The 22,067-nt window shown below is 72.2% G+C and carries 20 protein-coding genes; 7 read left to right on the plus strand and 13 right to left on the minus strand.

The genetic code is table 11. The annotated features are described in order from the left end of the window. The first annotated feature begins 26 nt into the window (after positions 1–26). The 3 genes from AB0J33_RS13365 to AB0J33_RS13375 all read left to right on the plus strand — a co-directional run bounded on the left by AB0J33_RS13365 (position 27) and on the right by AB0J33_RS13375 (position 3,124). Positions 27–536 carry a DUF664 domain-containing protein gene (locus tag AB0J33_RS13365; protein ID WP_363613060.1) on the plus strand — a complete coding sequence of 170 codons (510 nt, stop codon included), beginning with the start codon at positions 27–29 and terminating at the stop codon, positions 534–536. Positions 537–644: 108 nt separating this feature from the next. Continuing rightward, entirely contained in the window at positions 645–1,064 is a 420-nt protein-coding gene (locus AB0J33_RS13370; RefSeq protein ID WP_363613062.1) for an SCP2 sterol-binding domain-containing protein, read from the plus strand. Continuing rightward, a complete protein-coding gene (locus AB0J33_RS13375) occupies positions 1,061–3,124 on the plus strand; it encodes a glycogen debranching N-terminal domain-containing protein (protein WP_363613064.1) in 2,064 nt (687 codons plus the stop codon). Before AB0J33_RS13370 ends, AB0J33_RS13375 begins: the two co-directional genes overlap by 4 nt. A gap of 47 nt (positions 3,125–3,171) precedes the next feature. Here the strand turns inward: AB0J33_RS13375 and AB0J33_RS13380 are convergent, their stop codons facing one another. Further along, positions 3,172–3,675 carry a DinB family protein gene (locus tag AB0J33_RS13380; RefSeq protein ID WP_363613066.1) on the minus strand — a complete coding sequence of 168 codons (504 nt, stop codon included), beginning with the start codon at positions 3,673–3,675 and terminating at the stop codon, positions 3,172–3,174. A 132-nt stretch (positions 3,676–3,807) separates the two neighbouring features. On the opposite strand from AB0J33_RS13380, the gene AB0J33_RS13385 reads away from it, so the two are divergent. After that, a complete protein-coding gene (locus AB0J33_RS13385; RefSeq protein WP_363613068.1) occupies positions 3,808–4,713 on the plus strand; it encodes a DUF72 domain-containing protein in 906 nt (301 codons plus the stop codon). Positions 4,714–4,762: 49 nt separating this feature from the next. Here AB0J33_RS13385 and AB0J33_RS13390 read toward each other — a convergent pair whose 3' ends face one another. After that, positions 4,763–5,152: a hypothetical protein gene (locus tag AB0J33_RS13390; RefSeq protein WP_363613070.1), complete on the minus strand. Its 390-nt coding sequence runs from the start codon at positions 5,150–5,152 to the stop codon at positions 4,763–4,765. Between the two features lie 318 nt (positions 5,153–5,470). Further along, on the minus strand, positions 5,471–6,100 hold the full coding sequence (locus AB0J33_RS13395) for a hypothetical protein (protein WP_363613072.1): 630 nt from the start codon (positions 6,098–6,100) through the stop codon (positions 5,471–5,473). A gap of 197 nt (positions 6,101–6,297) precedes the next feature. On the opposite strand from AB0J33_RS13395, the gene AB0J33_RS13400 reads away from it, so the two are divergent. Further along, on the plus strand, positions 6,298–6,468 hold the full coding sequence (locus AB0J33_RS13400) for a hypothetical protein (protein ID WP_363613074.1): 171 nt from the start codon (positions 6,298–6,300) through the stop codon (positions 6,466–6,468). A gap of 15 nt (positions 6,469–6,483) precedes the next feature. Here the strand turns inward: AB0J33_RS13400 and AB0J33_RS13405 are convergent, their stop codons facing one another. From AB0J33_RS13405 to AB0J33_RS13415, 3 genes are all read right to left on the minus strand, one after another. Beyond that, complete coding sequence (locus tag AB0J33_RS13405) at positions 6,484–7,347, minus strand: alpha/beta fold hydrolase (protein ID WP_363613075.1); 864 nt, start codon at positions 7,345–7,347, stop codon at positions 6,484–6,486. Positions 7,348–7,446: 99 nt separating this feature from the next. Next, the gene (locus AB0J33_RS13410; protein WP_363613077.1) at positions 7,447–8,703 is read right to left on the minus strand and encodes a hypothetical protein; all 1,257 of its coding nucleotides are present in this window, start codon (positions 8,701–8,703) and stop codon (positions 7,447–7,449) included. 171 nt (positions 8,704–8,874) lie between these two features. Continuing rightward, positions 8,875–9,678, minus strand: coding sequence for a hypothetical protein (locus tag AB0J33_RS13415; protein ID WP_363613079.1), 804 nt, complete (start codon positions 9,676–9,678; stop codon positions 8,875–8,877). A 170-nt stretch (positions 9,679–9,848) separates the two neighbouring features. On the opposite strand from AB0J33_RS13415, the gene AB0J33_RS13420 reads away from it, so the two are divergent. Together AB0J33_RS13420 and AB0J33_RS13425 are read left to right on the plus strand one after the other, a co-directional pair. Then, positions 9,849–11,906, plus strand: a complete 2,058-nt coding sequence (locus tag AB0J33_RS13420) for a DNA topoisomerase IV subunit B (protein WP_363613081.1) — start codon at positions 9,849–9,851, stop codon at positions 11,904–11,906. Positions 11,907–11,938: 32 nt separating this feature from the next. Further along, the gene (locus AB0J33_RS13425) at positions 11,939–14,422 is read left to right on the plus strand and encodes a DNA topoisomerase IV subunit A (RefSeq protein ID WP_363613083.1); all 2,484 of its coding nucleotides are present in this window, start codon (positions 11,939–11,941) and stop codon (positions 14,420–14,422) included. Between the two features lie 175 nt (positions 14,423–14,597). Here the strand turns inward: AB0J33_RS13425 and AB0J33_RS13430 are convergent, their stop codons facing one another. The 7 genes from AB0J33_RS13430 to pseB form a co-directional block, all read right to left on the minus strand. Then, on the minus strand, positions 14,598–15,233 hold the full coding sequence (locus tag AB0J33_RS13430) for an alpha-ketoglutarate-dependent dioxygenase AlkB (protein WP_363613085.1): 636 nt from the start codon (positions 15,231–15,233) through the stop codon (positions 14,598–14,600). Between the two features lie 79 nt (positions 15,234–15,312). After that, positions 15,313–16,446 carry a spore coat protein gene (locus tag AB0J33_RS13435; protein ID WP_363613209.1) on the minus strand — a complete coding sequence of 378 codons (1,134 nt, stop codon included), beginning with the start codon at positions 16,444–16,446 and terminating at the stop codon, positions 15,313–15,315. Then, on the minus strand, positions 16,443–17,219 hold the full coding sequence (locus AB0J33_RS13440; protein ID WP_363613087.1) for a glycosyltransferase family protein: 777 nt from the start codon (positions 17,217–17,219) through the stop codon (positions 16,443–16,445). Before AB0J33_RS13440 ends, AB0J33_RS13435 begins: the two co-directional genes overlap by 4 nt. Beyond that, complete coding sequence (locus tag AB0J33_RS13445; protein WP_363613089.1) at positions 17,216–19,042, minus strand: class I SAM-dependent methyltransferase; 1,827 nt, start codon at positions 19,040–19,042, stop codon at positions 17,216–17,218. Before AB0J33_RS13445 ends, AB0J33_RS13440 begins: the two co-directional genes overlap by 4 nt. Then, positions 19,032–19,883: a hypothetical protein gene (locus AB0J33_RS13450; RefSeq protein WP_363613091.1), complete on the minus strand. Its 852-nt coding sequence runs from the start codon at positions 19,881–19,883 to the stop codon at positions 19,032–19,034. Before AB0J33_RS13450 ends, AB0J33_RS13445 begins: the two co-directional genes overlap by 11 nt. Positions 19,884–19,893: 10 nt before the next feature. Beyond that, the gene (locus tag AB0J33_RS13455) at positions 19,894–21,051 is read right to left on the minus strand and encodes an aminotransferase class I/II-fold pyridoxal phosphate-dependent enzyme (protein WP_363613093.1); all 1,158 of its coding nucleotides are present in this window, start codon (positions 21,049–21,051) and stop codon (positions 19,894–19,896) included. Beyond that, positions 21,048–22,031, minus strand: coding sequence for a UDP-N-acetylglucosamine 4,6-dehydratase (inverting) (gene pseB, locus AB0J33_RS13460; RefSeq protein WP_363613095.1), 984 nt, complete (start codon positions 22,029–22,031; stop codon positions 21,048–21,050). Before pseB ends, AB0J33_RS13455 begins: the two co-directional genes overlap by 4 nt. Positions 22,032–22,067 lie beyond the last annotated feature (36 nt).

The raw sequence follows: 22,067 nt of genomic DNA on the forward strand, positions 1-22,067 counted from the left end.
CGGGAACCAATCAGGAGGGCGTACCCGTGAACGTGAGTGACCTGCTGACCGAGGCGTACGACCGGCTGCCCGACCTCGTCCGCGCGGCGGTCGACGGCCTCGGCGCGGAGCAGCTGCGCCACCAGCCCGCGCCGGGCGCCAACTCGATCGGCTGGCTGGTCTGGCACCTCACCCGGGTGCAGGACCACCACGTCGCCGACCTGCTCGACGCCGACCAGCTCTGGGTGAGCGGCGACTGGGCGGGTCGGTTCGGGCTCGCCGCCGACCCCGACGACACCGGCTACGGGCACTCGCCCGCCCAGGTCGCGGCGGTGCGGCCGGAGAGCGCGCAGGCGCTGATCGACTACTACGAGGCGGTCGCGGCGCGTACCGGAAGCTTCCTGGCCGGCCTGGGCCCGGCGGACCTGGACCGGGTGGTCGACGAGGCGTGGGATCCACCGGTCACGCTCGGCGTCCGGTTGGTCAGCATCGTCGAGGACGACCTGCAACACGTGGGCCAGGCCGCCTACCTGCGCGGCCTGATCGAGGCCGGCTGACGATCGGGCCGACGTCCGCGCGGCCGTGGCGCTGCCTCACCCGTTTCGGGTGAACCGGGCTCACCCCGGCGCGGGTGATCCTGCGGGAGACCGTGGGGAGGGGACCCGATGGGCGTGACGGCGGAGCAGTACCTGCGACACCTTGACACCGGTCGGCGGCCCGACCTGCCCGAGACCATCGCGGGCACGCTGCGGCTGGATGTCCGCAGAGACGGCAGCACCGATCACTGGTACCTGACCATCGCCGACCAGCGGGTCCAGGTGGCGCGGTCGGCCGACGACGCCGACCTGGTGGTCCGCGCGGACCGGTCGGTGTTCGACCGGATGGTCAACGGTGAGCTGCATCCCGGCGCGGCGCTGCTGCGCAACGAGCTTGCCCTACAGGGCAACATGCGACTGCTGATGCTGCTGCGGCGGATCTTCGCGGGGCCGAGCGGCGCCCGTCATCCGCGCGAGCTGGGCCGGGATGCCATGGCCGCGCGAGCCTCGAGCCGGAGCGCGGCGGATTCCCGGGGGGAACGGTCGTGAGGCAGGAACTGCTCCACGTGATCGCCGGCAACGTGTTCGCGATCAGCGACGCCCAGGGCGACATCGAGGCCGACGCGCGGTCTCCGATCGGGCTCTTCGCGTACGACACCCGCTTCCTGTCGCACTGGGTGCTCAGGATCGACGGCGAACGGATCAACGCGCTCTCCCGGGACGACATGACGTACTTCGAAACCCGGTTCTTCCTGGTCCCCGGCGCGGCCAGCCACTACGTCGACGCCGACGTGTCGATCATCCGCCACCGCTCGATCCACGACTGTCTGCACGAGAACATCACCGTGCTCAACCACTCGCCACAGCCCGCCGACTTCACGATACGGCTGGAGATGGGCAGCGACTTCACCGACATCGCCGAGATCGGGCACCTGCGCCAGCGGGCCGTCGAGGTCACTGCGGACTCGGCGAACCGGCAGCTCGTGTTGCGTTACCAACGGCAGCGGTTCGTCCGCCAGACCACCGTGCGGAGCACTGTTCCGGTCGAGGTGGACGAGGGTGGCATGACGTTCCGGATCCGGGTCGCCCCGGAGGGGCAGTGGGAGGCCGACCTGCACGTCGCCATGACCATGGGCGGTGAGGACGGGCAGGACGTACGCGACGCCCTGGAATCCCACCAGCGGGCCGTGCGTACCGGGATGCGCGAGAGCCTGGCGGACTGGATGGGCCAGGCACCGCAACTGGTGGCCGAACGCGACGGGCTGGAAGACATGTACCGGGGCAGCCTGGCCGACCTGGCGGCACTGCGGTACCAGCCGCTGTCGTACGACGCCCAGGTGCCGATCGCCGGTCTGCCGTGGGAGATGTGGTTGCAGGGACGGCACAGCATCATCACGTGCCTGGAGACGTTGGCGTTCACCCCCCAACTGACCCCCGCGACGCTGCGGATGCTGGCCACCCTGCAGGGAGGCCAGCTCGACGACGATCGGGACGAGGAACCGGGCAAGATCCTGGCCCACCTCCGCTACGGCGAGTCCGGCGTGTTCGACGACCGGACGAACGGGCTGTACTACGGTGCCGCGGACACCAGCCCGCTGTTCGTCGTCCTGCTCGACGAGTACGAGCGGTGGTCCGGCGACGTGGACCTGGTGCACCAGTTGCGTCACCCGGCCCGGATGGCGCTGGACTGGATCGACGAGTACGGCGACCTGACCGGGGACGGCTACGTGCGCTACCAGCGTCGCAACGAGCGGCACGGCGCGATCAACCAGAGCTGGAAGGATTCCCCGGATGGGATCACCAGCGCCGACGACAGGCAACCAGCCTTTCCCCGCGCCACCTGCGAGTTGCAGGGCTACGCGTACGACGCGAAGAGGCGCGGGGCTCGGCTGGCCCGGGAGTTCTGGGGCGACCCCGCGTACGCCGACCGGCTGGAGCGGGAAGCCGCCGCGCTGAAGGACCGCTTCAACCGGGACTTCTGGCTGCCGCACCGGGAGTGCTACGCGTTGGCGCTCGACCCGTACGGTGAGCCGCTCGACGCGCTGGCCTCCAACATGGGGCACCTGCTGTGGAGCGGGATCGTCGCGGACGACCGGGCGGAAGCGGTCGCCGAGCACCTGGTCGGGCCGCGGCTGTTCAGCGGTTGGGGAGTGCGCACCTTCGCCACCGGGCAGCGCCCGTACAACCCGTTGGGCGCACACCTGGGCGCGGTGTGGCCGGCGGACAACGCTCTGATCGCCGCCGGGCTGCGCCGTTACCACTTCGACACGCACGCGGCCACGATCGCGGGCGGCATCTTCGACCTGGCGCAGACTCTCGGTGGTGCGGTGCCGGAGGCGATCGCCGGCCACGAGCGCAGCCTGACGAAGTATCCGGTCCAGTTGCCCGGGGCCGGCCGGCCGCAGGCCTGGTCGTCGGGCGCGCTGCTGATGCTGCTGTCCACCACAATGGGGTTGCGACCCACCGGCGACAACCTGTTGGTGGACCCGGCGGTGCCCGAGGGGTTCGGTCGGTTGGAGCTGCTGGACATCCCGGGCCGTTGGGGCCGCTCCGACGCCTACGCCAGGGACCGGACCAGCGAGGGCCGGCACCGCCCCCGACTCCGCTGAGGCCCGTCGGCGATCAACACCCCGACCCGTCGACCGCACACGCCGGGTCAGCCCATGGTCTTGGCGCCGTCGATCGACTCCCGCAGGATGTCGGCGTGCCCGGCGTGCTGGGACGTCTCGGCGATCAGGTGCAGCAGCACCCGGCGGACCGTCCAATTCGCCCCGGGCTCGAACCAGGGCGCCTGCGGCAACGGGTGCGCCGCGTCCAGGTCGAGGGTGGCGACCAGCTCGTCGGTCGCGGCGGCCACCTGCTGGAAGCGCTCGACCAGCCCGGCGAGGGTGTCGCCCGACGCCATCTGGAACTGACCGACCCAGTCGACCTCCTCACGGGCCATCGCCTCCGCGCCGCCCACGGCGAAGAGCATCCACCGGTGCTCGACGCCGGTCACGTGCTTGATCAGACCGCCGAGGCAGAGGCCGCTGACGGTGGGGCGGCTGGCCGCCTGCTCGTCGGTGAGCCCGTCGACGGTCTGCAAAAGGAAACCGCGGTGCCTGCGGAGCGCCTGCAGAAGGTCGGTGCGCTCACCGGTGAGCTGCCCAGTGCTGGTCATGCCGCCACCCTTCGTTGATGTCCAACCGGTGCCACCGTAGGACGATGCACCGACACTTCCCGGCACGACACCGGTCGACGGAAGATCGCCCAGCGGTTGCCGATCCGCGTCGATGGCGGTCCACTGAATGACATGGGTGTGATTAAGGTGGGCACGTCGTCCTGGGCGGACCAGTCCCTGTTGCGCTCCGGGTGGTATCCGCGCTCGGCCAGCACGCCGGCCCGCCGGCTGGGCTTCTACGCCAGCCAGTTCCCGTTGGTCGAGGTGGACACGTCCTACTACGCCATTCCGGTGCCGGAGACAACCCAGGGCTGGGTGGACGCGACGCCTGACGACTTCACCTTCGACGTCAAGGCGTTCAGCCTCTTCACCGGCCATCCGACCCCGGTCGCGGTGCTGCCCCGGGACCTGCGTCCAGCCGCCGGCCCGAGCCGGATCCGCCGCCGTGACCTGCCGGAGCGGACGTACGACGAGCTGTGGGCCCGGTTCCGCGCGGCCCTCGACCCGATCGCGGCGGCCGGCAAGCTGGGTGTGGTGATGTTGCAACTTCCGCCCTGGCTGGTGCGCAGCCAGGCGGCCGAACGCCGGATCGTCGAGCTGGCGCGGCGCTGCCGGCCGTGGCGGGTCGCGGTGGAGCTGCGGCACGGCTCCTGGTTCGACGACGGCGCGGCGACGGACACCGTGGATCTGCTCCGCGCCCACGACCTGTCCCTGGTCTGCGTCGACATGCCACAGGGTCACCCGTCGTCGGTGCCGCCGCTCCTGGCCATGACCGCGCAGCCGGCGATCGTCCGGTTCCACGGTCACAGCGACGCGTGGGGTGACGGCGACAAGCAGGACAAGTTTCGGTACGCGTACGCCGAGGACGAGCTTCGGCACTGGGCCGGGCTGCTCGGCGAGTTCGCCGGTCTCCCCGACGAGTTGCACGTGCTGTTCAACAACTGCTGCGCCGGGCAGGCCCAGCGTGACGCCACCCGACTGGCGCAGCTGCTCGCCGAGACGATGATCGACGATCACGCCGTCCCGGCGACCGGATGACCGTCGGGCAGGTGACGCCCGGCCGGGCTACGGCCGGGTGCGAACCGCTCTAGGAACGCCGTCCCCGGCTGCGCAGCGCGTCCTGAGTCGACTCACCGATGTCGGCGTCGTCGGGGAAGGTCCGGCCACTGGGGGCGGGGTCGGGCGGGGCACCCGGTCCGGCCATCGTGGTACGGGTCGGCTCGACCGAGCCGAAGCCGTGCCGGCCCGCCGGGTCCGACCGCCCCGCCGGGTCCGACCGCCCCGCCGGGGCGCCCGCGCGCCGCTCGCCGCGGCGCCCCTCGGGCACCGCGGTCTCCTCGCTGCCCTCGTCCATGGGTGCGTCGTCGTCCACGCCCCAGGGCGCGTCGGCGTCGAAGTCGTCGCCGGTGCCCCACGGCTTGGTCGCCTCCGGCTCCTGCCGGTCGTTGTCACCGCTGCGTCCCCTGTGCGCCGTCATGGCCACCCCGCTCGTCGGTCCGCCGCTGCCGGCGGACGGTGTGCCGTCCTCGGGCCGGGACTGCCCGCCCGACGCCGTCGCACGACGGCCACCAGCCCGCCGGTGCGGGTGGCGGCGCTCGTCGTCGCGCCGGTTCTGTCACCGTTGCGCTGGGCGCTGCCGGACCCGTCGTCGCGCTGCGTCGTCGTCGCTCCGCCGGGAGCGCTGCGTCGTCGTCGCTCCGCCGGGAGCGCTGCGTCGTCGTCGCTCCGCCGGGAGCGCAGGGCCGGCCAGCGCCCCGCCGTCGAGGTGGCGGCGGGACGCCGGCCGGCCCGACGTTCAGCGTCCGGCCATCGCCATCGGCCGCTTGCCGTTGCTCATTCCCGCCATCTTGATCATGGTCTTCGAGGCGCCCTTCATCCCACCGGCGCGACCGAACATGCCCCGGAACACCTGGCCGGGCTTCTGCTGCTCACCCATGTACGCGGTGACCACGACCAGCGTCCCGGTAAGCGCCGGAATGGCCCACTGGAGCAGCTTCATCTGCCGCTGCGAGGAGGCCACACTGGCCGGGGTCTGGTGGTTCGGCTCGGTGGCACCGCTCACCGGCGGGCCACCCGCCTTCTCCAACCGCATGCCGACCAACCGGCTGTAACCGGTGACCGCCAGCGCGCCGATCGTCAACGCGGTCTTGATGGCGCTGGCCCGGCCCACGCCGGACTGGGCGGCCACCCGTGGGCTCTCGGTCACCAACTCACCGACGGCGCCGGCCAGGTGGGCGCCGATCGCGGCCGCGTTGACCGGGGTCCACCTGGACCATCCGGCCGAGGCGACCGGGAGTCGCTGGGTCGAATCGCTGATTTTCGCCGCTGCGCCGTTGACGCCGAAGGCACCCATGAGGGAGCCGCCAAACCAGGCCGCCAGGCCCAGATCGTGCATCGAGCGCAGTGCGGTGTGCCGTTCGGACATGTGATCCCCTTCCGCCGTGTCGGGCGGTGCGGCTTACCCGCCGGTCGGGCGGCTAACCCCGCCCCGAGCGGGCCGATCCGGGCCGTGGCGGGCAGTTACCGGACGTTCGCACCGTTGTGGGTCGGCCCCGACGCCGGCAGGAGTCGTTCGCCCGGTGGCGGGTAGATCCCGAGCGATGCCGACGAGAGGGGAACACGATGTCGCAGCCGGACGAGAGCCGGGAGAAGACCCCCAAGACAGACGCGGTGCTCATGCACCCCGACAACGACCCACACCGGAACACCGCGGAGGTCGCGCCCCGCAAGGAACACGGAGAGATCCAGGTGGAGCGCGACGGTGACCTGGTGCCCCTGGACCAGGACGAGTGAACCGGGCGCCGCGACTCAGCGGGGCGGCAGGTCGCCGACGAACCCGGCGATCCGCCGCGCCAGCGGGGCGCTCGCGCGTACCCAGGTGAAGTGGTCCAACGACGCGCCCGCCTCCGCCACCGTGAACCGTTCCCGGGTCACCGGCGCGCCGGCGAGCTTCGCGCAGAGGTGGTCCATGGTCTGGTGCGGGGTGTACTGGTCGTCGTCCACACTCACGGCCAGCACCGGGGTCCGCACCGCGCGGACCGCCGACTCGGTGTCCGTACCGTTGAGTCGGGGGAACCGGCCGGTGCGCGCGGTGTGGGCCCAGTCGCGGATCACACCGCGCGCCTGCCGACCGCCGAAGCCCCAGCCGGGCCAGACCCCGAGCAGCCTCGCGGTCGCGGCGATTCCCTGGGTGTACGGCAGCACGCCGAGACCACGCCGGCCCGGATAGCTGCGCCAGTACGGGATGCCGACCGCGATCAGCGCCAACCCGTCCACCTCGGCGTCGCCGTGCAGGGCGAGGTGCAGCAGCGCGGCGTGCCCGCCGAGCGAGTGCCCGAGCAGCAGCCGGGTGCGCCCGTCCAGCCGTGGCTTGAGGGCGGCCAGCACGGCACCGACATCGTCGGCCAGCTCGGCGTACCCGTGCCGGTCGACCCGACTCGGCGCGGGCGTGCTCGCCCCGGTGCCACGCAGGTCGACCACGACCACGGCCAGCCCGGCGGCGCGCAGCGCGGCGGCGAAGGGCCGGTAGTACCGGGCGCGAACACCCATCGCGGGCCAGATCACCACCACCGGCGCGGCCGTCGTGCCAGCCGGCTCCGGATAGACCTGCACACCCAGCCGACCGCCGTCGACGTCGACGTACTCCTGCGCGTACTCCGGGTCCCCGTTCACCGGCCCAGCCTACGGCCTGACGTTACCGGCCGGTAGCCACAGGCGGTCGGACACGACGGAGGCCCCGCCGGGCGGCGGGGCCTCCGACGGGCGCTGCGGTCAGGAGACGGAGATCGTCCCGTTGCTGGCGCGCACACAGGCCACCGACCGGGCGCTGGTCGAGGCCGCGCCACTGAGGCACTGGCCGAGCACCTGGTGCCCGGTGGCGTTCGGGTGCCACGACTCCTGGCAGGTCTGGAAGTAGCTGACGCAGGTGTTGGCGATCCGCTGGATGGCGATCTTGTCCTTGCCGGCGAGGCTGGTGACGAAGGTGCCGTTCGCGCCGTCCTGAAGCCGGATCGGGGTGGCCAGCGCGCCGCTCGGGCTGCTCGTCTGCTCGCAGAGTCGGGCGCCGTTGAATGCCTGCTGCACGTTCAGGTACACCAGGTCGTCGGCCGGGAACTCGGCGGCCAGCGTGTCCCTGGTGGACTTCACGATGCCGCCCAGGCCCTGCGAGAAGCGGTGTCCCGGCGCCAGGCTGGCCCGGTGGATCGGGCAGCCGGCCGCGTACCGCTCGGCGCCCAGGTCCCGGAACTTGTCCCGGGTGTCGTCCCGGCTGTCCTCCTCGTGGAACTGCGGGTTCAGGTCCAGCGGCAGCGGGTTCGTGTAGTCCTGGAACACCACCCGGTGCTGCCCGTCCGCGTCCACCTGGTCGAGGGTGGTGAGGATCTGGCGTACGGCGGCGGTGGTCTCCGCGGTGGCGGCGCTGAGCTGCGCGGCGGTGGCCAGGTCGGCGTCACTGCACGGCTTCTGCTCGACCGGCCCGTTGAGGTACGCCCAGAACTCCCACCAACCGGTCCAGGCGTCGGCGATGAACCGGTTCGCGCACTTCTCCGCGACGCTGCCGAAGGTGAACGAGCTGTTGTTGGAGCCCAGGCCGACCAGCACCAGGTCGATGTCCTGGGTCTGCGCGACGGCGCGCAGTTGGTCGAGCTGCGCGGCCACGGTCCGGCCGTTCGCCCGTGCCTGCGAGGCGTTGGCGATGTCGTGTGGCTGACCGCCCGAGCAGGCCAGGTTGAACCGGTTCTGGATGCCGGGCAGGTTGGCCTGGTTGAGCGAGGCGTTCGCGGATCGGTGGCAGAAGAACGCGTTGTTGTTCGCCGCCGTCCAACCCGGGAAGCCCTGGCTGACGCCGTTGACATCGACCACCGGGGTGTACGACCCGGCGCCCTCGCCACTGATGAAGCTGTCTCCGAGCGCCACCGCCGCGGTGGGCAGCGCGGCGGACGCGGGTGCGGGCAGCGCGACGGCGGTCGACAGCGCGGCCATGGCGATCGTGAGTCCCGCGGCGAGCGCGGTACGCCGGAACCTGGGCATGGGGCCCCCATCCATCGAAAGATGAAAGATTCTCTGAGAGCGCGATCACATCACCCTTGTGCGACGGGCGTCAATGGCCCGTAACAGTTTCGTTCGATGAAAGACACGCGCGCGTAGGCAGCACGCCCTACCGCGCGGAGATCGCGTGTCGGCGCCCGTCGCCGCGCGACGCTACCGGGAGGGCAGGTCGCCGCGGCGGTCGCGCAGGGCTGCGCCGACGGCGTTCAGACCGACACCCCAGATCAGCAGTACGCAGAGCCACTGCGCCCACCGCAGCACGCTCATCTCTCCGGAGAGCAGGTTGCGCACGCCGCCGAACGGGGTGAGCCACGGCTGCGCCGGACGGAGGGCGTCCACGGCGCCGAGCAGCGCGAACAGCCCCAGTGGCAGGACGATGGTGGCCAGGAACGCCACCACCACCGAGCGCAGCAACAGGCCCAGTCCGGTGCCCACCAGGCCGGCGACGATCTGCACCAGCACACTGCCCACCGCGACCGTCCCGGCGAACCGCCACGGGTCGTCGGCGACGTCGGCCGGGGCGAGGGCGAGTGTCGCGGCGCAGATGAGCACGCCGACGACGCCGATGACGACCGCCGGCAGCCCCACCGCGAGCACGGTGGGCAGGACCGGCACGCGGACGGGTGCCCGGCGCAGGTCGCGTACCAGCAGGATGCCGAAGAGCGGGGTCGTGACCGACATCAGGCTCTGGACCGTGCCCGAGAGTTCGGTGAAGGTCCGGTCGGCGGGAGCCGCCGCCGCGACCAGCGCCACGGCCGCCAGCAGCCCCGCCAGCAGGGTGCCCACCAGCAGCCAGCGCCGGGCCCGCGTGCCGAGGGAGCGCCGCAGCGCGTCGCGAGTCGTCCCGTCCACCTCGACCGCCTCCTGATCTCCCCGACCCGGACCCGCGCGCATCCCGCGCGCACCGGCCGCGATCACGCGCAGCGTACCGGCGGTGGTGTCTCTGCGTGGTCCCATGATCACCCGCCGGCTGTTCGTTGGCTCACGTCCGGAGGGCCGCGCGCGGCGGGTCGTGCGGGGCCTCCGGGAGTTGTCCTAGCCTCGGGCTAGGCTCGCTGCGGCGCGCCACGCCGGCTGATGTCGCCGGTGAGCGGCAGCACACCGCCGAGACCGGGGAGTACGACCAGTTGACCGCAGAGCCTGACACCCTGTACGGGGCCGATGACCTCACCCACCTTGAGGGGCTGGACGCTGTCCGCAAGCGGCCCGGCATGTACATCGGTTCCACCGACAGCCGTGGCGTGGGTCACCTCGTCAACGAGATCCTCGACAACTCCACCGACGAGGGTGTCGCCGGTCACGCCACCCATGTCGAGGTGATCCTGCACGCCGACGGCTCGGTGCAGGTCGACGACGACGGCCGGGGCATCCCCACCGACGTGCACGCCAAGTCCGGCATCTCCGGCGTCGAGCTGGTGCTGACCCGACTGCACGCGGGCGGCAAGTTCGGCGGCTCCGGCTACAAGACCTCCGGCGGTCTGCACGGCGTCGGCGCGTCGGCTGTCAACGCGCTGTCCCGCCGCTTCGACGTGACCGTCCGGCGAGCCGGCAAGATCCACACGATGTCCTTCCGGCACGGCGTCCCGGGCATCTTCGACGGCGACGGGCCGGACGCCCCCTTCACCGCCGGCCCCGGGCTCCAGGTGACCGGCGCCATGAAGCGCAGCCAGCGCACCGGCACCTCGATCCGCTGGTGGCACGACGCCCGCTACTTCGAGACCGGCGCCGCCCTCGACGTCGACGCCGTCCGGATGAAGCTGCGCAACACCGCCTTCCTGGTCCCCGGCGTGACCTATTTGCTGCGTGACCTGACCGGTGAGGCGCCCGCCGAGGAGCGGTTCCACTATCCCAACGGGCTCAGCGACATGGTGGAGTTCCTCGCCCCGGCCGGCGACCGGCCGGTCTCCGGCATCCTGCTGGTCAACGGCGAGGGCACCTACCGGGAGAACGCCGCCGACGCCAACGGCGTCATGCAGTCCAACGTGCAGCGCCGCGCCGAGGTCGAGGTGGCGTTCCGGTGGGGCACCGGTTACGAGCGCACCGTGGAGTGCTTCACCAACACCATCCGCAACGCGCACGGCGGCACCCACCGCAAGGGCTTCGAGCGGGCCCTCGTCCGCGCGCTCGCCGACGCGATCCGCAACACCCGCGGTCTCCTCAAGCCCAAGGAGGAGCCGCCCACCCTGGACGACGTCCTGGAGGGGATGACGGCGGTGGTGCACGTGCGGATCCCCGAGCCGCAGTTCACCTCGCAGACCAAGGACGAGCTGTCCACCACCGGCATCACCAAGGTCCTCCAGACCCTGGTCGACGCGCACGTCAAGACCTGGCTGGAGGACCGGCGCACCAAGGCCGAGGCGCGCACCGTCCTCCAGAAGATCGTCGACGCCGCCCGGGTGCGGCTCACCCAGAAGCAACAGAAGGACGCCGCCCGGCGCAAGACCGCCCTGGAGGGCGCGTCCATGCCGCCGAAGCTGGTCGACTGCCGGGCCACCGGCATCGACCGCAGCGAACTGTTCATCGTCGAGGGTGACAGCGCCCTCGGCACGAGCCGGATGGCCCGTTCCTCGGAATACCAGGCGCTGCTGCCGATCCGCGGCAAGATCCTCAACGTGCAGAAGGCCAACCTCCAGCAGGTTCTGGACAATGCCGAGTGCGCGGCCATCGTGCAGGTCCTCGGCGCCGGCTCGGGGCGCACCTTCGACCTCTCCGCGCTGCGCTACGGCCGTGTGCTGATCATGGCTGACGCCGACGTGGACGGCGCCCACATCCGCACGCTGCTGATCACCCTGTTCGCCAGGTACATGCGACCGTTGATCGAGGCCGGTCGGCTGTACGCCGCGATGCCGCCCCTGCACAAGATCACCACCAAGGGGCGCAACCCGCAGACCGTCTACACCTACACCCAGGCCGAGATGGAGACGACGGTCCGCAAGCTGGAGAAGGCCGGCAAGCAGATCGTCACGCCCATCCCACGGTTCAAGGGTCTCGGTGAGATGGACGCCGACGAGTTGTGGGACACCACGATGAACCCGGCCACCCGTGCCGTCCGCCGGATCACCCTCGACGACGTCGACGCCGCCGAACGCATCCTGGAACTGCTGATGGGCGAGAAGGTCGAGCCGCGCCGCAACTGGCTCATCGACTCCGCCGACCGGGTCGACCGGGACGCGATCGACGCATGATCACCTGTCTTGTGCGAGTGGAGAGCTGAGTCATGGCACGCCGTAAGGAAAACAAGGTCGACCTCTCGTCGTTCGACCAGGCCGGCGCGCGGGTCTTCGACAACCCGCTGGTCACCGAGGTCTCCGACTCCTACCTGGAGTACGCGTTCTCGGTCATCCACTCCCGTGCCCTGCCCGACGCCCGCGACGGCCTCAAGCCCGTGCACCGGCGCATCCTCTGGTCGATGTACGAGCAGGGCTACCGCCCCGACCGTGGGCACGTGAAGTCCGCCCGAATTGTCGGGGATACGATGGGTAAGTACCACCCGCACGGCGACACGGCGATCTACGACGCCATGGTCCGCCTCGCCCAGGACTTCTCCCTCAACGTGCCGCTCATCGACGGGCACGGCAACTTCGGCAGCCCCGACGACGGCCCGGCCGCCTCGCGCTACACCGAGGCACGGATGTCCCGCGAGGCCATGCTGCTCGTCGGTGAGCTGGGCGAGGACACCGTCGACGTCGAACCCAACTACGACGGGTCGCTGACCCAGCCGACAGTGCTGCCGGCAGCCTTCCCCAACCTGCTGGTCAACGGCGCGTCCGGGATCGCGGTCGGGATGGCCACCAACATGATCCCACACAACCTGGCCGAGGTCGTCTCCGCGGCCCGCTGGCTGATCAACCACCCGGACGCCACCCTGGACAAACTCATGGAGTACGTCCCCGGCCCCGACCTGCCCACCGGCGGCGTGCTGCTCGGCCTGGACGAGGTGCGCAGGGCGTACGAGACCGGGCGTGGTGTGGTGCGGATGCGCGGCAAGGTGGAGATCGGCCCGATCGAGGGCAGCCGGGGTCGTCAGGCGATCACCGTGGTCGAGCTGCCCTACGGCGTCGGCGCGGAGAAGGTCATCGCGGCGATCACCAACGAGGTCACCAAGACCAAGCGGTTGACCGGCATCGCCGACGTCAAGGACCTCACCGACCGGGAGAGCGGCACCCGGCTCGTCGTGGAGTGCAAGGTCGGGGTCAACCCGCAGGCGCTGCTCGCCGACCTCTACCGGCTGACTCCGCTGGAGCAGTCGTTCGGTGTCAACAACCTGGTCCTGGTCGACGGGCAGCCGCGCACGCTCGGGTTGAAGGCGCTGCTGGAGGTCTTCCTGGCCCACCGGTACGAGGTGGTCACCCGGCGCACCTCGTACCGTCGGCGCAAGCGGCAGGAGCGGCTGCACCTGGTCGACGGTCTGCTGATCGCGCTGCTGGACATCGACGAGGTGGTCCGGCTGATCCGGGGCAGCGACGACGCGCAGGCCGCGAAGGACGGGCTGATGAGCCGGTTCGGCCTCTCCGACATCCAGGCCACGTACATCCTGGACACTCCGTTGCGCCGGCTGACCAAGTTCGACCGGATCGAGCTGGAGGCCGAGCAGGAGCGGCTGCGCGCCGAGATCGCCGAGTTGAGCGCGATCCTCGACGACGAGCGGGTGCTCAAGAAGCTGGTGTCCGACGAGTTGGCGGCCGTGGTCAAGCAGTTCGGCACCGAACGTCGGACGACGCTGGTCGACGGTGACCTGAAGGAGGTGCTGGCCGCGTCCGCGCCGGCCGGCCCGCTGGAGGTCGCCGACGACCCGTGCCAGGTGATCCTCTCCGCGACCGGGCTGGTCGCCCGGACCGCGGCCGAGTCGGAGGAGAGCGCCGAGGGGCGCCGCCGCAACGGTCGGGTCAAGCACGACACGGTACGCGCCATCGTGCACTCCACCGCCCGTGGTCGGGTGCTGCTGTTGACCAGCGCCGGTCGGGCGTTCAAGGTCGACGTCCTGCCACTGCCGGTGTTGCCCGAGCAGGCGGGCACGGTGTCGCTGCGGGGTGGCATGTCCGCGGCCGAGCTGGTGCCGCTGGCAGCCGGGGAGACGGTCGTCGGCCTGGCCCCGCTCGGCGGGCAGGCGGAGGGCTCACCGGGGTTGGCGCTGGGCACCCGGCAGGGTGCGGTGAAGGTCTGCGCTCCGGAGTGGCCGGTGCGCTCCGACGAGTTCGAGGTGATCGGTCTGCGCGACGGGGACGAGGTGGTCGGCGCGACCTGGCTGACCGACGGCACCGAGACGCTGACCTTCGTCACCTCGGAGGCGTCGCTGCTGCGCTTCCCCGCCGCCCTGGTCCGTCCGCAGGGCCTCAAGGGCGGTGGGATGGCCGGCATCAACCTGCCGGCCGGCGCGCGGGTGGCGTTCTTCGGCGCGGTACGCACCGACGACCCGGGGCATGGCGAGCCGATGGTGGTCACCTCCACCGGGGCGACGGTCAAGGTGACGCCGTTCAAGGCGTACCCGGCGAAGGGCCGGGCGACCGGCGGTGTGCGCGCCCACCGCTTCCTCAAGGGTGAGACGGACGTGGCCGTCGCCTGGGTGGGCCCGCGACCCGTCGGCGCGACCGCGACCGGCGACCCGGTGGAGCTGCCCGCGGCCGATCCCCGTCGCGACGGCAGTGGCTTCGCGGTGATGCTGGGCCCAACGGTGGTGGGCCACCTCATCGAACGCGACTGACCAGCCGACCTACGCTGTCCTCGGGCACACCCGACGTGCACGGTCCCCCCGAGGCGCTCGACCCTCTCGACGCGGCGGTGGAGACTCCCACGGTCGGCCATGGCCACAGCCTGACCGTCGCGGTAGCCGGCTCCCTGGTCCTCTACAAACTGGCCGGGCCCCTCTGGGCCCCGGATCAGGCGACGTTGTGCGGGCGGAACTGGACGCTCACCCGGGGGCCGACCGGGCGGGTGGTCTTGGGGATGGCGTGTTCCCAGGTGCGTTGGCAGGAGCCGCCCATGACGATCAGGTCGCCGTGGCCGACCGGGAAACGCAGACTCTCACCACCACCGCGGGGGCGCAGCAGCAGCGGTCGGGGTGCTCCGAAGGAGACGATCGCGACGATGGTGTCGGTGTGCGCGGATCGGCCGATGGTGTCACCGTGCCAGGCCACGCTGTCGCGCCCGGAGCGGTAGAGGCACATGCCGGCGGTGACGAAGGGCTCGCCCAGCTCGGGCGCGTAGTGCTCGGTCAGCGCGGCCCGCGCGGCGGCGAGCACGGGGTGGGGGAGCTGCCTCTCGCCGTCGTACCAGCAGAGCAGGCGGGGCACGTCGACCTCGGTGTCATACATGGTGCGTCGTTCGGCGCGCCAGGGCACCTCGGTGAGCAGGGTGTCGAGGACCGCGTCGGAGCCGCGCACCCAGCCGGGAAGGTGGTCGACCCAGGCGCCCCGGCTGAGGTGGTGCCGGCGGATCTGTCCGGGCAGCGGCCCCAGGGCCGGCCCGGCGTCGGCCAGGTCGAGCATCGACGGCTGGTAGGCGGCCTGCGTCATACAGCCACCCTAGCAGCACTTTCGTACACCCGTGCTAGCCGTGGACCGCGTCGGCCCGCTCCGGCTCGCCGGGATCGGGTCAGCCGGCGACGGCGGTGGTGCGAACGGCGTCGAACACCGCGTCCACGACCCGTGCCCGGCCCTGCCCGTCAACGGTGGACCAGGCGCGCGCGGCGAGCTTCGCCCGTCGCTGCGGTGAGCTGAGCAACCCGTGCAGGGTTCGCGCCGCCGTCGCGCGGGCGGCTCGTCCGGCCACCCCGGCGGCGGTCAGCTCCGGCAACTCGCCGAGGCCGGCGGCCAGGCCGTGCCGCACCACCCGGGTGTACGACTCTCGTTGGTTGTCGACCACGCAGACCAGTGCGCTGGGTGCGCCGAGGCAGCAGAGTTCCCAGGTGGACGTGCCGGCGGCGCTGACCACCAGGTCGGCTTCGGTGATCAGGGCCGGTAGCGAGGTGGTGGGCGGGACCGGTCGGATGAGCTGCCCCCGTCCGGGGGTGACGTCCTCGACCTCGGCCTCGATCTCGGGTCGGCCGACGATGACCGTGAGATCCATCGGGTGACCGGTGGCCACCAGCACCCGGGTCAGGACCGGGGCCGCGCCGACCGCGTCGGTGCCGCCGAAGAAGGCCAACACCCGGGGACGGCTGACCGCCGTGGCGGGCGGGGGGACCGGCGGCCGGGCCTTGATCACGGTGTCGCGCAGCAGGGCGTACCCGCTGCCGGCGAGCATCCGGCCGGGCAGCTCGGCTGGGGCATCCAGTCCTGGCAGCTCGGCTGGGGCATCCTGCCCCGGCAGCTCGGCTGGGGATGATCCCGGCGCCGGCAGCTCGGCTCCGAAGTTCTGGTCGAGGTAGAGGTCCGCGACCTGGCCCCGGCTGTCCCCGTCGATGATGGCGAGGGTGTACACGCCGGCGGCGCGCAGGGCACCCGCCCCGGCCGGGTCCAGTTCGTAGGAGTCGAGGACCAGCACGTCCAGCTCGTGTCGGCGGGCTGCCTCGACCAGCTCGGACGCCGAGTCCGGGCCGGGGAGCAGGGGGATGCCCCGCGCGGCCAGCTCGGCGGTGGCCCAGTCGAGCCGTTCGACGGTGCCGAACACGGCCACGTCGGCGCCCCGGGCGAGGAACTCCTCGGCGAGCGCCAGGCAGCGGACGAGATGGCCGACGCCCCGCCGTGGCCCGGCGTCGCAGCGCAACCCGACCCGCAGGGTGCTCAGGACTCCTCCAGCTGCTTCTGTCGTACGTCGGCGTTGAGCGCGCGCAGCCGGGGCTGACCCTCCAGCCAGTCGGTGAGCTTGGCGATCGGCACGCTGACGTCACCGAAGTGGTCGATGATCGCGCTGACCAGGGCCCAGTCCTGTTCGGTGTCGAGGGTCAGTCGCAGCGCGGACCGGTCCGGGGTGAGCGTCACACCGAGCACCCGGAACAGCTCCGGGTGGGTGTACGCGTACGAGGTCACGTGCACCCGGTGGTGGTCGGTGGCGAGCCGGCCCAGGGTGCGGAGCGTCTCCGCCCGGATGATCTCGACGTCCAGTCCGCGGGGCAGGGTCCGGGCGATCGACGTGCTGGCGTAGTCCAGTCCGGGGACGGCCCGGTACACCGACGCGACCAGGGTGATGATCTCCGGGTCGAGCAGCGGGCAGTCGGCGGTGAACCGCATGACGGCGTCGCCCGGGTGCGCCGCCAGGGCGCCCACGAACCGGTCCAGCACGTCGTCGACGGGCCCGCGGTGGCACGGCACGTCCAGCCGTTCGCACTCGGTGACCACCGCGTCGTCGACCGCGTCGGTGCTGGTGGCGACCACCAGGTCGGCGAGGACGCCGCTGTCCCGGGCGGCGCGTACCACCCGGCCCAGCACGGAACGTCCGGCGAGCGGGCGGAGCACCTTGCCGGGCAGCCGGGACGACCCCATGCGGGCCTGCACGATGCCGACGATCCGTGGCCCCGGGTCGGGCGCGGGGAAGAGTGGGGGCACCGGTACGCCGGTCACTGCTGCTCCTCCTGTTTGTTGGCGAGCGCCGCGGTGGCCCGGCGTTTCGCGGCGCGGGCACCGCGCTTGGCCAGCCGGGCCGGGGTGATGGCGAGCCGGCCCACCCGGTAGCTGATCGACCCGCTGAGCAGGTTGATCGTGGTCTCGGCCCGCCGCAGCGCCCGTTCCCGCGAGGTGAGTAGCTCCTCGGTCCACGCGGTCAGCGCGGCCAGCCGGGTGAGTTCCTCGCGCTGGCGCAGCCACGCCTCGCGCAGCTGCTGGTAGCTGTGCCCACCGACCGGCGGGTCGGTCGGCGCGACGGCGCGCAGCTCGGCAGCGAGGTCGCTCCTGCCGTCGGCGTCCAACCCGTGCAGTGCGGCGGCGATGGCCGCCTCGGCCTCCACCGCCTCGCCGACGGTCGCGCGGTCGAGGTCGTGGCCGGCCAGGCCGCCGAGCACCACGGTCAGGCCCGCGACGTCGAGGGTGGACGACCACGGGTGGGCGTACCCGCCGGTGAGCAGGCTCGCCGCGAAGCGCCACAGTCCACGGGCGAGCACCACGTCGGCGGGCAGCGCGGCGGTGGCCCGCCAGCTCGGGTCGAGCACCGCGTACCGCTCGCCGTCGACCACCACGTTGTCGGTGCCGGCCAGCGCCGCCGCGCCCGCGATCCGGCCGTCGGTGTCGGCCTGGTCGGCGAGCCAACCCGCGTACCCGTGCAGCAGCGCGCGTAGCGTCGCCAGGTCGCGGCGCAGGGCCGCGTCGAGCAGCAGGGTACGCAGCAGCCGGCCGGACGGCACCGGCCCGGAAAGCGCGTCCGCGTCCCGGTAGGCGGCCTCGCGGCTGGCGAACGGCGCGGCGGCCGGTGTCTTCGCCCCGGCGGTCGGGGCGAGCCCCCAACGCCAACCGGAGGGGCCGTGCAGCACCTCCTGTACGCCGATCCCGGGACGTCCGGTCTGCACCAGAGCCACCGGCAGGTCCCCGTCGGCGGTCGGCGTGGTCGGGTCCGTGGGGTCGGCGGGCCGGCGAGCCAGCGTCAACCAGCCGGGCGCGAGGTCGGCGGCCCGCCCGGCGTGCAGCGCGTCCACCGCCAGCCGGGCCGGGTCCTGGAGCACTGTGGCGCTGGTGAAACCGCCGGCGCAGGCGCCGTGCAGCACCGCGTCGAACAGGCCGGAGCCCGCGTCCCGGTCGAGGTGATCGGCGTCGAGCAGCGCCGTCGGGGTGCTGACATCGGGGTACGCGGCCCAGCAGGCGACCGGTTGCAGCCCCGCCGCGCCGAGCCGCTCGCGCAGCTGGTCCCGGTTGGCCGGGTGGGCGCGGTCCAGCACGCCGCCGATCACCCAGGCGGAGTCGTCCCGCAGCGCGTACCAGGGGGTGGTGTCGACCAGCCGGTTCAGGCCGAGCGGGTTGTCCAGGCGCACCAGCAACGCGCCACCCGGTCGTACCGCCGCGACGAGTCGCGCCAGCACACCGTCCCAGCCGAGCCGGGTGCCCTCCACCGACTCCACCGGGTCCAGCCCGGCGGCGGCGATCACCACGTCGTACGTCTCGTCGTCGGGCAGCCCGGCCGGGCTGCCCACCACCAGCCGGGCGGCCCGGTGCGCCAGCGCCACCGCGTCCGGGTGGCTGCGCAGCAGGCAGGTCACCTCGGCATGGGCGAGCTGGTCGAGCAGCGCCGGGTCGTGTGGACCGGCCACCAGGACCCGGGCGCCGCGCGGCACCAGCCGGGCGGCCAGCGCGGCGAGGGGCCCACCGTCGGCCAACCGTTCCTGCGGCAGGTCCGACCAGGCCAGCATCTCGCCGCCCGGCAGGGTGATCCGGTCGGCGGGTGCCGTCTCAGTCGTCACTGTCGTCCTCTTCTTCTTCCGGGAGGTTCGCCCAACCGAGCAGCTCGCGCAGCTCAGCCGGTGTGCAGCGGTGGTCGGTGCCCAGCTCGGCGCGGGCGGTCTCCACCGCGGTGGGCAGGTCGACAGTGGTGCCGTGCAGCTGCGGCCACTGCCGGCGGATCCGCGCGGTGCCGCCGAAGGTCGGGTCCTCGTTGGACAGGATCATCGGGTCGCCGTAGACGGCCGGCTCGCACCCCGCCGCGATCCCGTAGAAGATCGCGCTGGTCAACCGGTTGGATGCTACCCGGCGGTGGCGGCGCAGCTCGGTGAGCTGCCGGTCGAGGAACTCCGGGTCGGTGTCCTTCCACCAGTGCCCCCGGTAGCCGTGGCAGATCACCCGGAACCCGGCACGCTCGTAGAGCCGGCGCACGTTGCGCATCCGGTACTCGTGCCAGTAGAGGCAGACGGTGACCGGGCCGGGCTCGGTGTCCTGGATGAGGGCGATCAGTTTCCGGTGGTCGCCCTTGACGTGTTGGCCCTCCCAGCCGTGGAACGGGTACCAGATGGTGCCCTCCCGCTCCTCGGCCGGCGGTTCCTCGGGTCGCATGGCCAGCAGGTAGACGAACGGCGCGCCGATGACGACCACGTTGCGTCGGCCCACCGACCAGGCCCGGCGGCGGGTCTGTTCCGACCAGAGCAGGCTGGGTGTGCGCTCGGCGTACGGGTGGCCGGGCGCCAGCCCGTCGCCGATGTTCCAGCCGTGCTGCACGTACCCGTTGATCCGCGGTGGGTGCCGGTCGCCGAGGCCGGCGTAGCGGGCCAGCACGTGCGCGTGGCCGTAGAAGTGGTTGGCGTGGTGCATCAGGTCCCCATCAGGCGGCGGAACGCACCGCGCCGACCCGCACCGCCGCGGTCAGCGCGTCGATGACGCGATCCTGGTCGGCGTCGCTGAGCCCCGGGTAGAGCGGCAGCGACAGCTGTTGCGAGTAGAACGACTCGGCCACCGGGCAGGACCCGCGCCGGTACCCCAGGTCGGCGAAGGCCGGGTGCCAGTGCACCGGGATGTAGTTGACCTGCACGCCGATGCCGGCGGCCCGCATCCGGTCGTACACCTCGCGGCGACGCCCGTCGAGCACCCGGATCGGGTAGAGGTGCCAGGCCGGGTCGGCCCACGACCGGCGGTTCGGCAGCAGCACGCCGTCCAGGTCGGCCAGTGCCTCGTCGTACCGGGCGACCAGGGCGGTCCGGCGCGCCTTGAACTCGGCCAGCCGACGCAGTTGGCTGCGGCCCAGGGCGCAGAGCACGTCCGGCAGCCGGTAGTTCAGCCCGAACTCGTGCACCTCCTGGTGCCAGCCACCCTCGTCGGGGAAGCGCAGGTCGTCACGTTCGCGGACCACGCCGACGCCACGGAACCGGCGGGCCCGCTTCAGGATCTCCGGGTCCAGCGCCGCGACGCCGCCGCCCTCGGCGGTGGTCAGGTTCTTCGTGGGGAAGAACGAGAAGGTGGTCAGGTCGGCGAGGGAACCCACCGGCCGACCGTGGTACGTCCCGCCGATGGAGTGCGCCGCGTCGGCGAGCAGCAGCGCGTCGGTGCCCTCGACCGTCTTGCGCAGCGCGTCGTAGTCGGCGGGGTGACCGGCGTAGTCGACCGCGGCGACGACCTTCGTCCGCGCGGTGACCGCGGCGGCGGCCGCCGCCGGGTCGAGGCAGAACGTCTCGTCGTCGACGTCGGCGAACACGATCTTCGCGCCGAGGGCGACCGCGCTGCTCGCGGTCGCCACGAACGTCATCGGCGGGACGACCACCTCGTCGCCCGGTCCCACCCCGGCCGCCGCGTACGCCACGTGCAGCGCAGCGGTGCCGTTGGAGACGGCGGCGACGCCGACGCCGCCGGTCCACTGGGCGAGGTCGGCCTCGAAGGCGTCGACCTGCGGCCCGGTGGTGAGCCAGTCGCCGCGCAGCACGTCGGCGACGGCCGCGACGTCCTCCTCGCTGATCGACTGCCGGCCGTACGGGAGCATCCCCGTCATGCGGTGATGCCGAGCATGTCGCGCAACTGCTCGACGGTGAGCCACTCGTCGTTGGTGTCCGACTGGTAGGCGAAGCCGTCCGGCACCGGGTCGCAGTCGACCGGCGGCTGGTAGCCCCAGGTGGCGATGGTCGGCTGGACGATGAACCGACCGTCGGCGCGCAGCGTCCGCCGGCTGTCGTCGGGCGCGATCATCTCCTCGTGCAGCTTCTCGCCCGGCCGGATCCCGATCTCGTGGGTGGTGGCGTCCGGGGCCACGGCCTCGACCAGGTCGAGGATGCGCATGCTCGGGATCCGCGGCACGAACAGCTCGCCGCCCTGCATCTGGTCGAACGAGTCCATGACGAACTGCACGGCCTGGTCGAGCGTGATCCAGAAGCGGGTCATCCGCTTGTCGGTGATCGGCAGGCTCTTGCCCTCGGCGGCGAGCCGGCGGAACAGCGGAACGACCGAGCCGCGGCTGCCCACCACGTTGCCGTAGCGCACCACGGCGAACCGGGTGGGGTGCTGGGCGGCGTAGTGGTTGGCCGAGACGAACAACTTGTCGCCGACCAGCTTCGTCGCGCCGTACAGGTTGATCGGGCTGGACGCCTTGTCGGTGGAGAGCGCGATGACCTTCTTGACGCCGGCCTCGATCGCCGCGTCGACGACGTGCTGCGAGCCGGTGATGTTGGTGGCGATGTACTCCGAGGGGTTGTACTCCGCGGTGTCCACCTGCTTGAGGGCGGCGGCGTGCACCACGTGGTCCACGCCGTGCATGGCCCGGGTCAGGCGGTGCCGGTCTCGGATGTCGCCGATGAACCACCGCAGCCGCGGGTCGTCGCCGAGTTGCTGGCGCAACTCGTACTGCTTGAGTTCGTCACGGGAGAACACCACCACTCGGGCGGGGTCGGCCTCGTTGAGGATGTGCCGGAGGAACGTCCTGCCGAAGGAACCAGTTCCTCCGGTGATCAGAATGGACGATCCATTCAACTCACTCAATGTGGTGCTCCCGTGTTCGTGGATGAACGAGCGGCC

It is taken from the genome of Micromonospora sp. NPDC049645 (assembly GCF_040675155.1).
Lineage (GTDB): Bacteria > Actinomycetota > Actinomycetes > Mycobacteriales > Micromonosporaceae > Micromonospora.

Coding starts and splice junctions, on each gene's coding strand:
- AB0J33_RS13455 (WP_363613093.1), bottom strand. CDS start 21,051: ATGACGGGGATGCTCCCGTACGGCCGGCAGTCGATCAGCGAGGAGGAC.
- AB0J33_RS13370 (WP_363613062.1), top strand. CDS start 645: ATGGGCGTGACGGCGGAGCAGTACCTGCGACACCTTGACACCGGTCGG.
- AB0J33_RS13450 (WP_363613091.1), bottom strand. CDS start 19,883: ATGCACCACGCCAACCACTTCTACGGCCACGCGCACGTGCTGGCCCGC.
- AB0J33_RS13395 (WP_363613072.1), bottom strand. CDS start 6,100: ATGTCCGAACGGCACACCGCACTGCGCTCGATGCACGATCTGGGCCTG.
- AB0J33_RS13380 (WP_363613066.1), bottom strand. CDS start 3,675: ATGACCAGCACTGGGCAGCTCACCGGTGAGCGCACCGACCTTCTGCAG.
- AB0J33_RS13410 (WP_363613077.1), bottom strand. CDS start 8,703: ATGCCCAGGTTCCGGCGTACCGCGCTCGCCGCGGGACTCACGATCGCC.
- AB0J33_RS13430 (WP_363613085.1), bottom strand. CDS start 15,233: ATGACGCAGGCCGCCTACCAGCCGTCGATGCTCGACCTGGCCGACGCC.
- AB0J33_RS13390 (WP_363613070.1), bottom strand. CDS start 5,152: ATGACGGCGCACAGGGGACGCAGCGGTGACAACGACCGGCAGGAGCCG.
- AB0J33_RS13385 (WP_363613068.1), top strand. CDS start 3,808: ATGGGTGTGATTAAGGTGGGCACGTCGTCCTGGGCGGACCAGTCCCTG.
- AB0J33_RS13425 (WP_363613083.1), top strand. CDS start 11,939: ATGGCACGCCGTAAGGAAAACAAGGTCGACCTCTCGTCGTTCGACCAG.
- AB0J33_RS13400 (WP_363613074.1), top strand. CDS start 6,298: ATGTCGCAGCCGGACGAGAGCCGGGAGAAGACCCCCAAGACAGACGCG.
- AB0J33_RS13415 (WP_363613079.1), bottom strand. CDS start 9,678: ATGGGACCACGCAGAGACACCACCGCCGGTACGCTGCGCGTGATCGCG.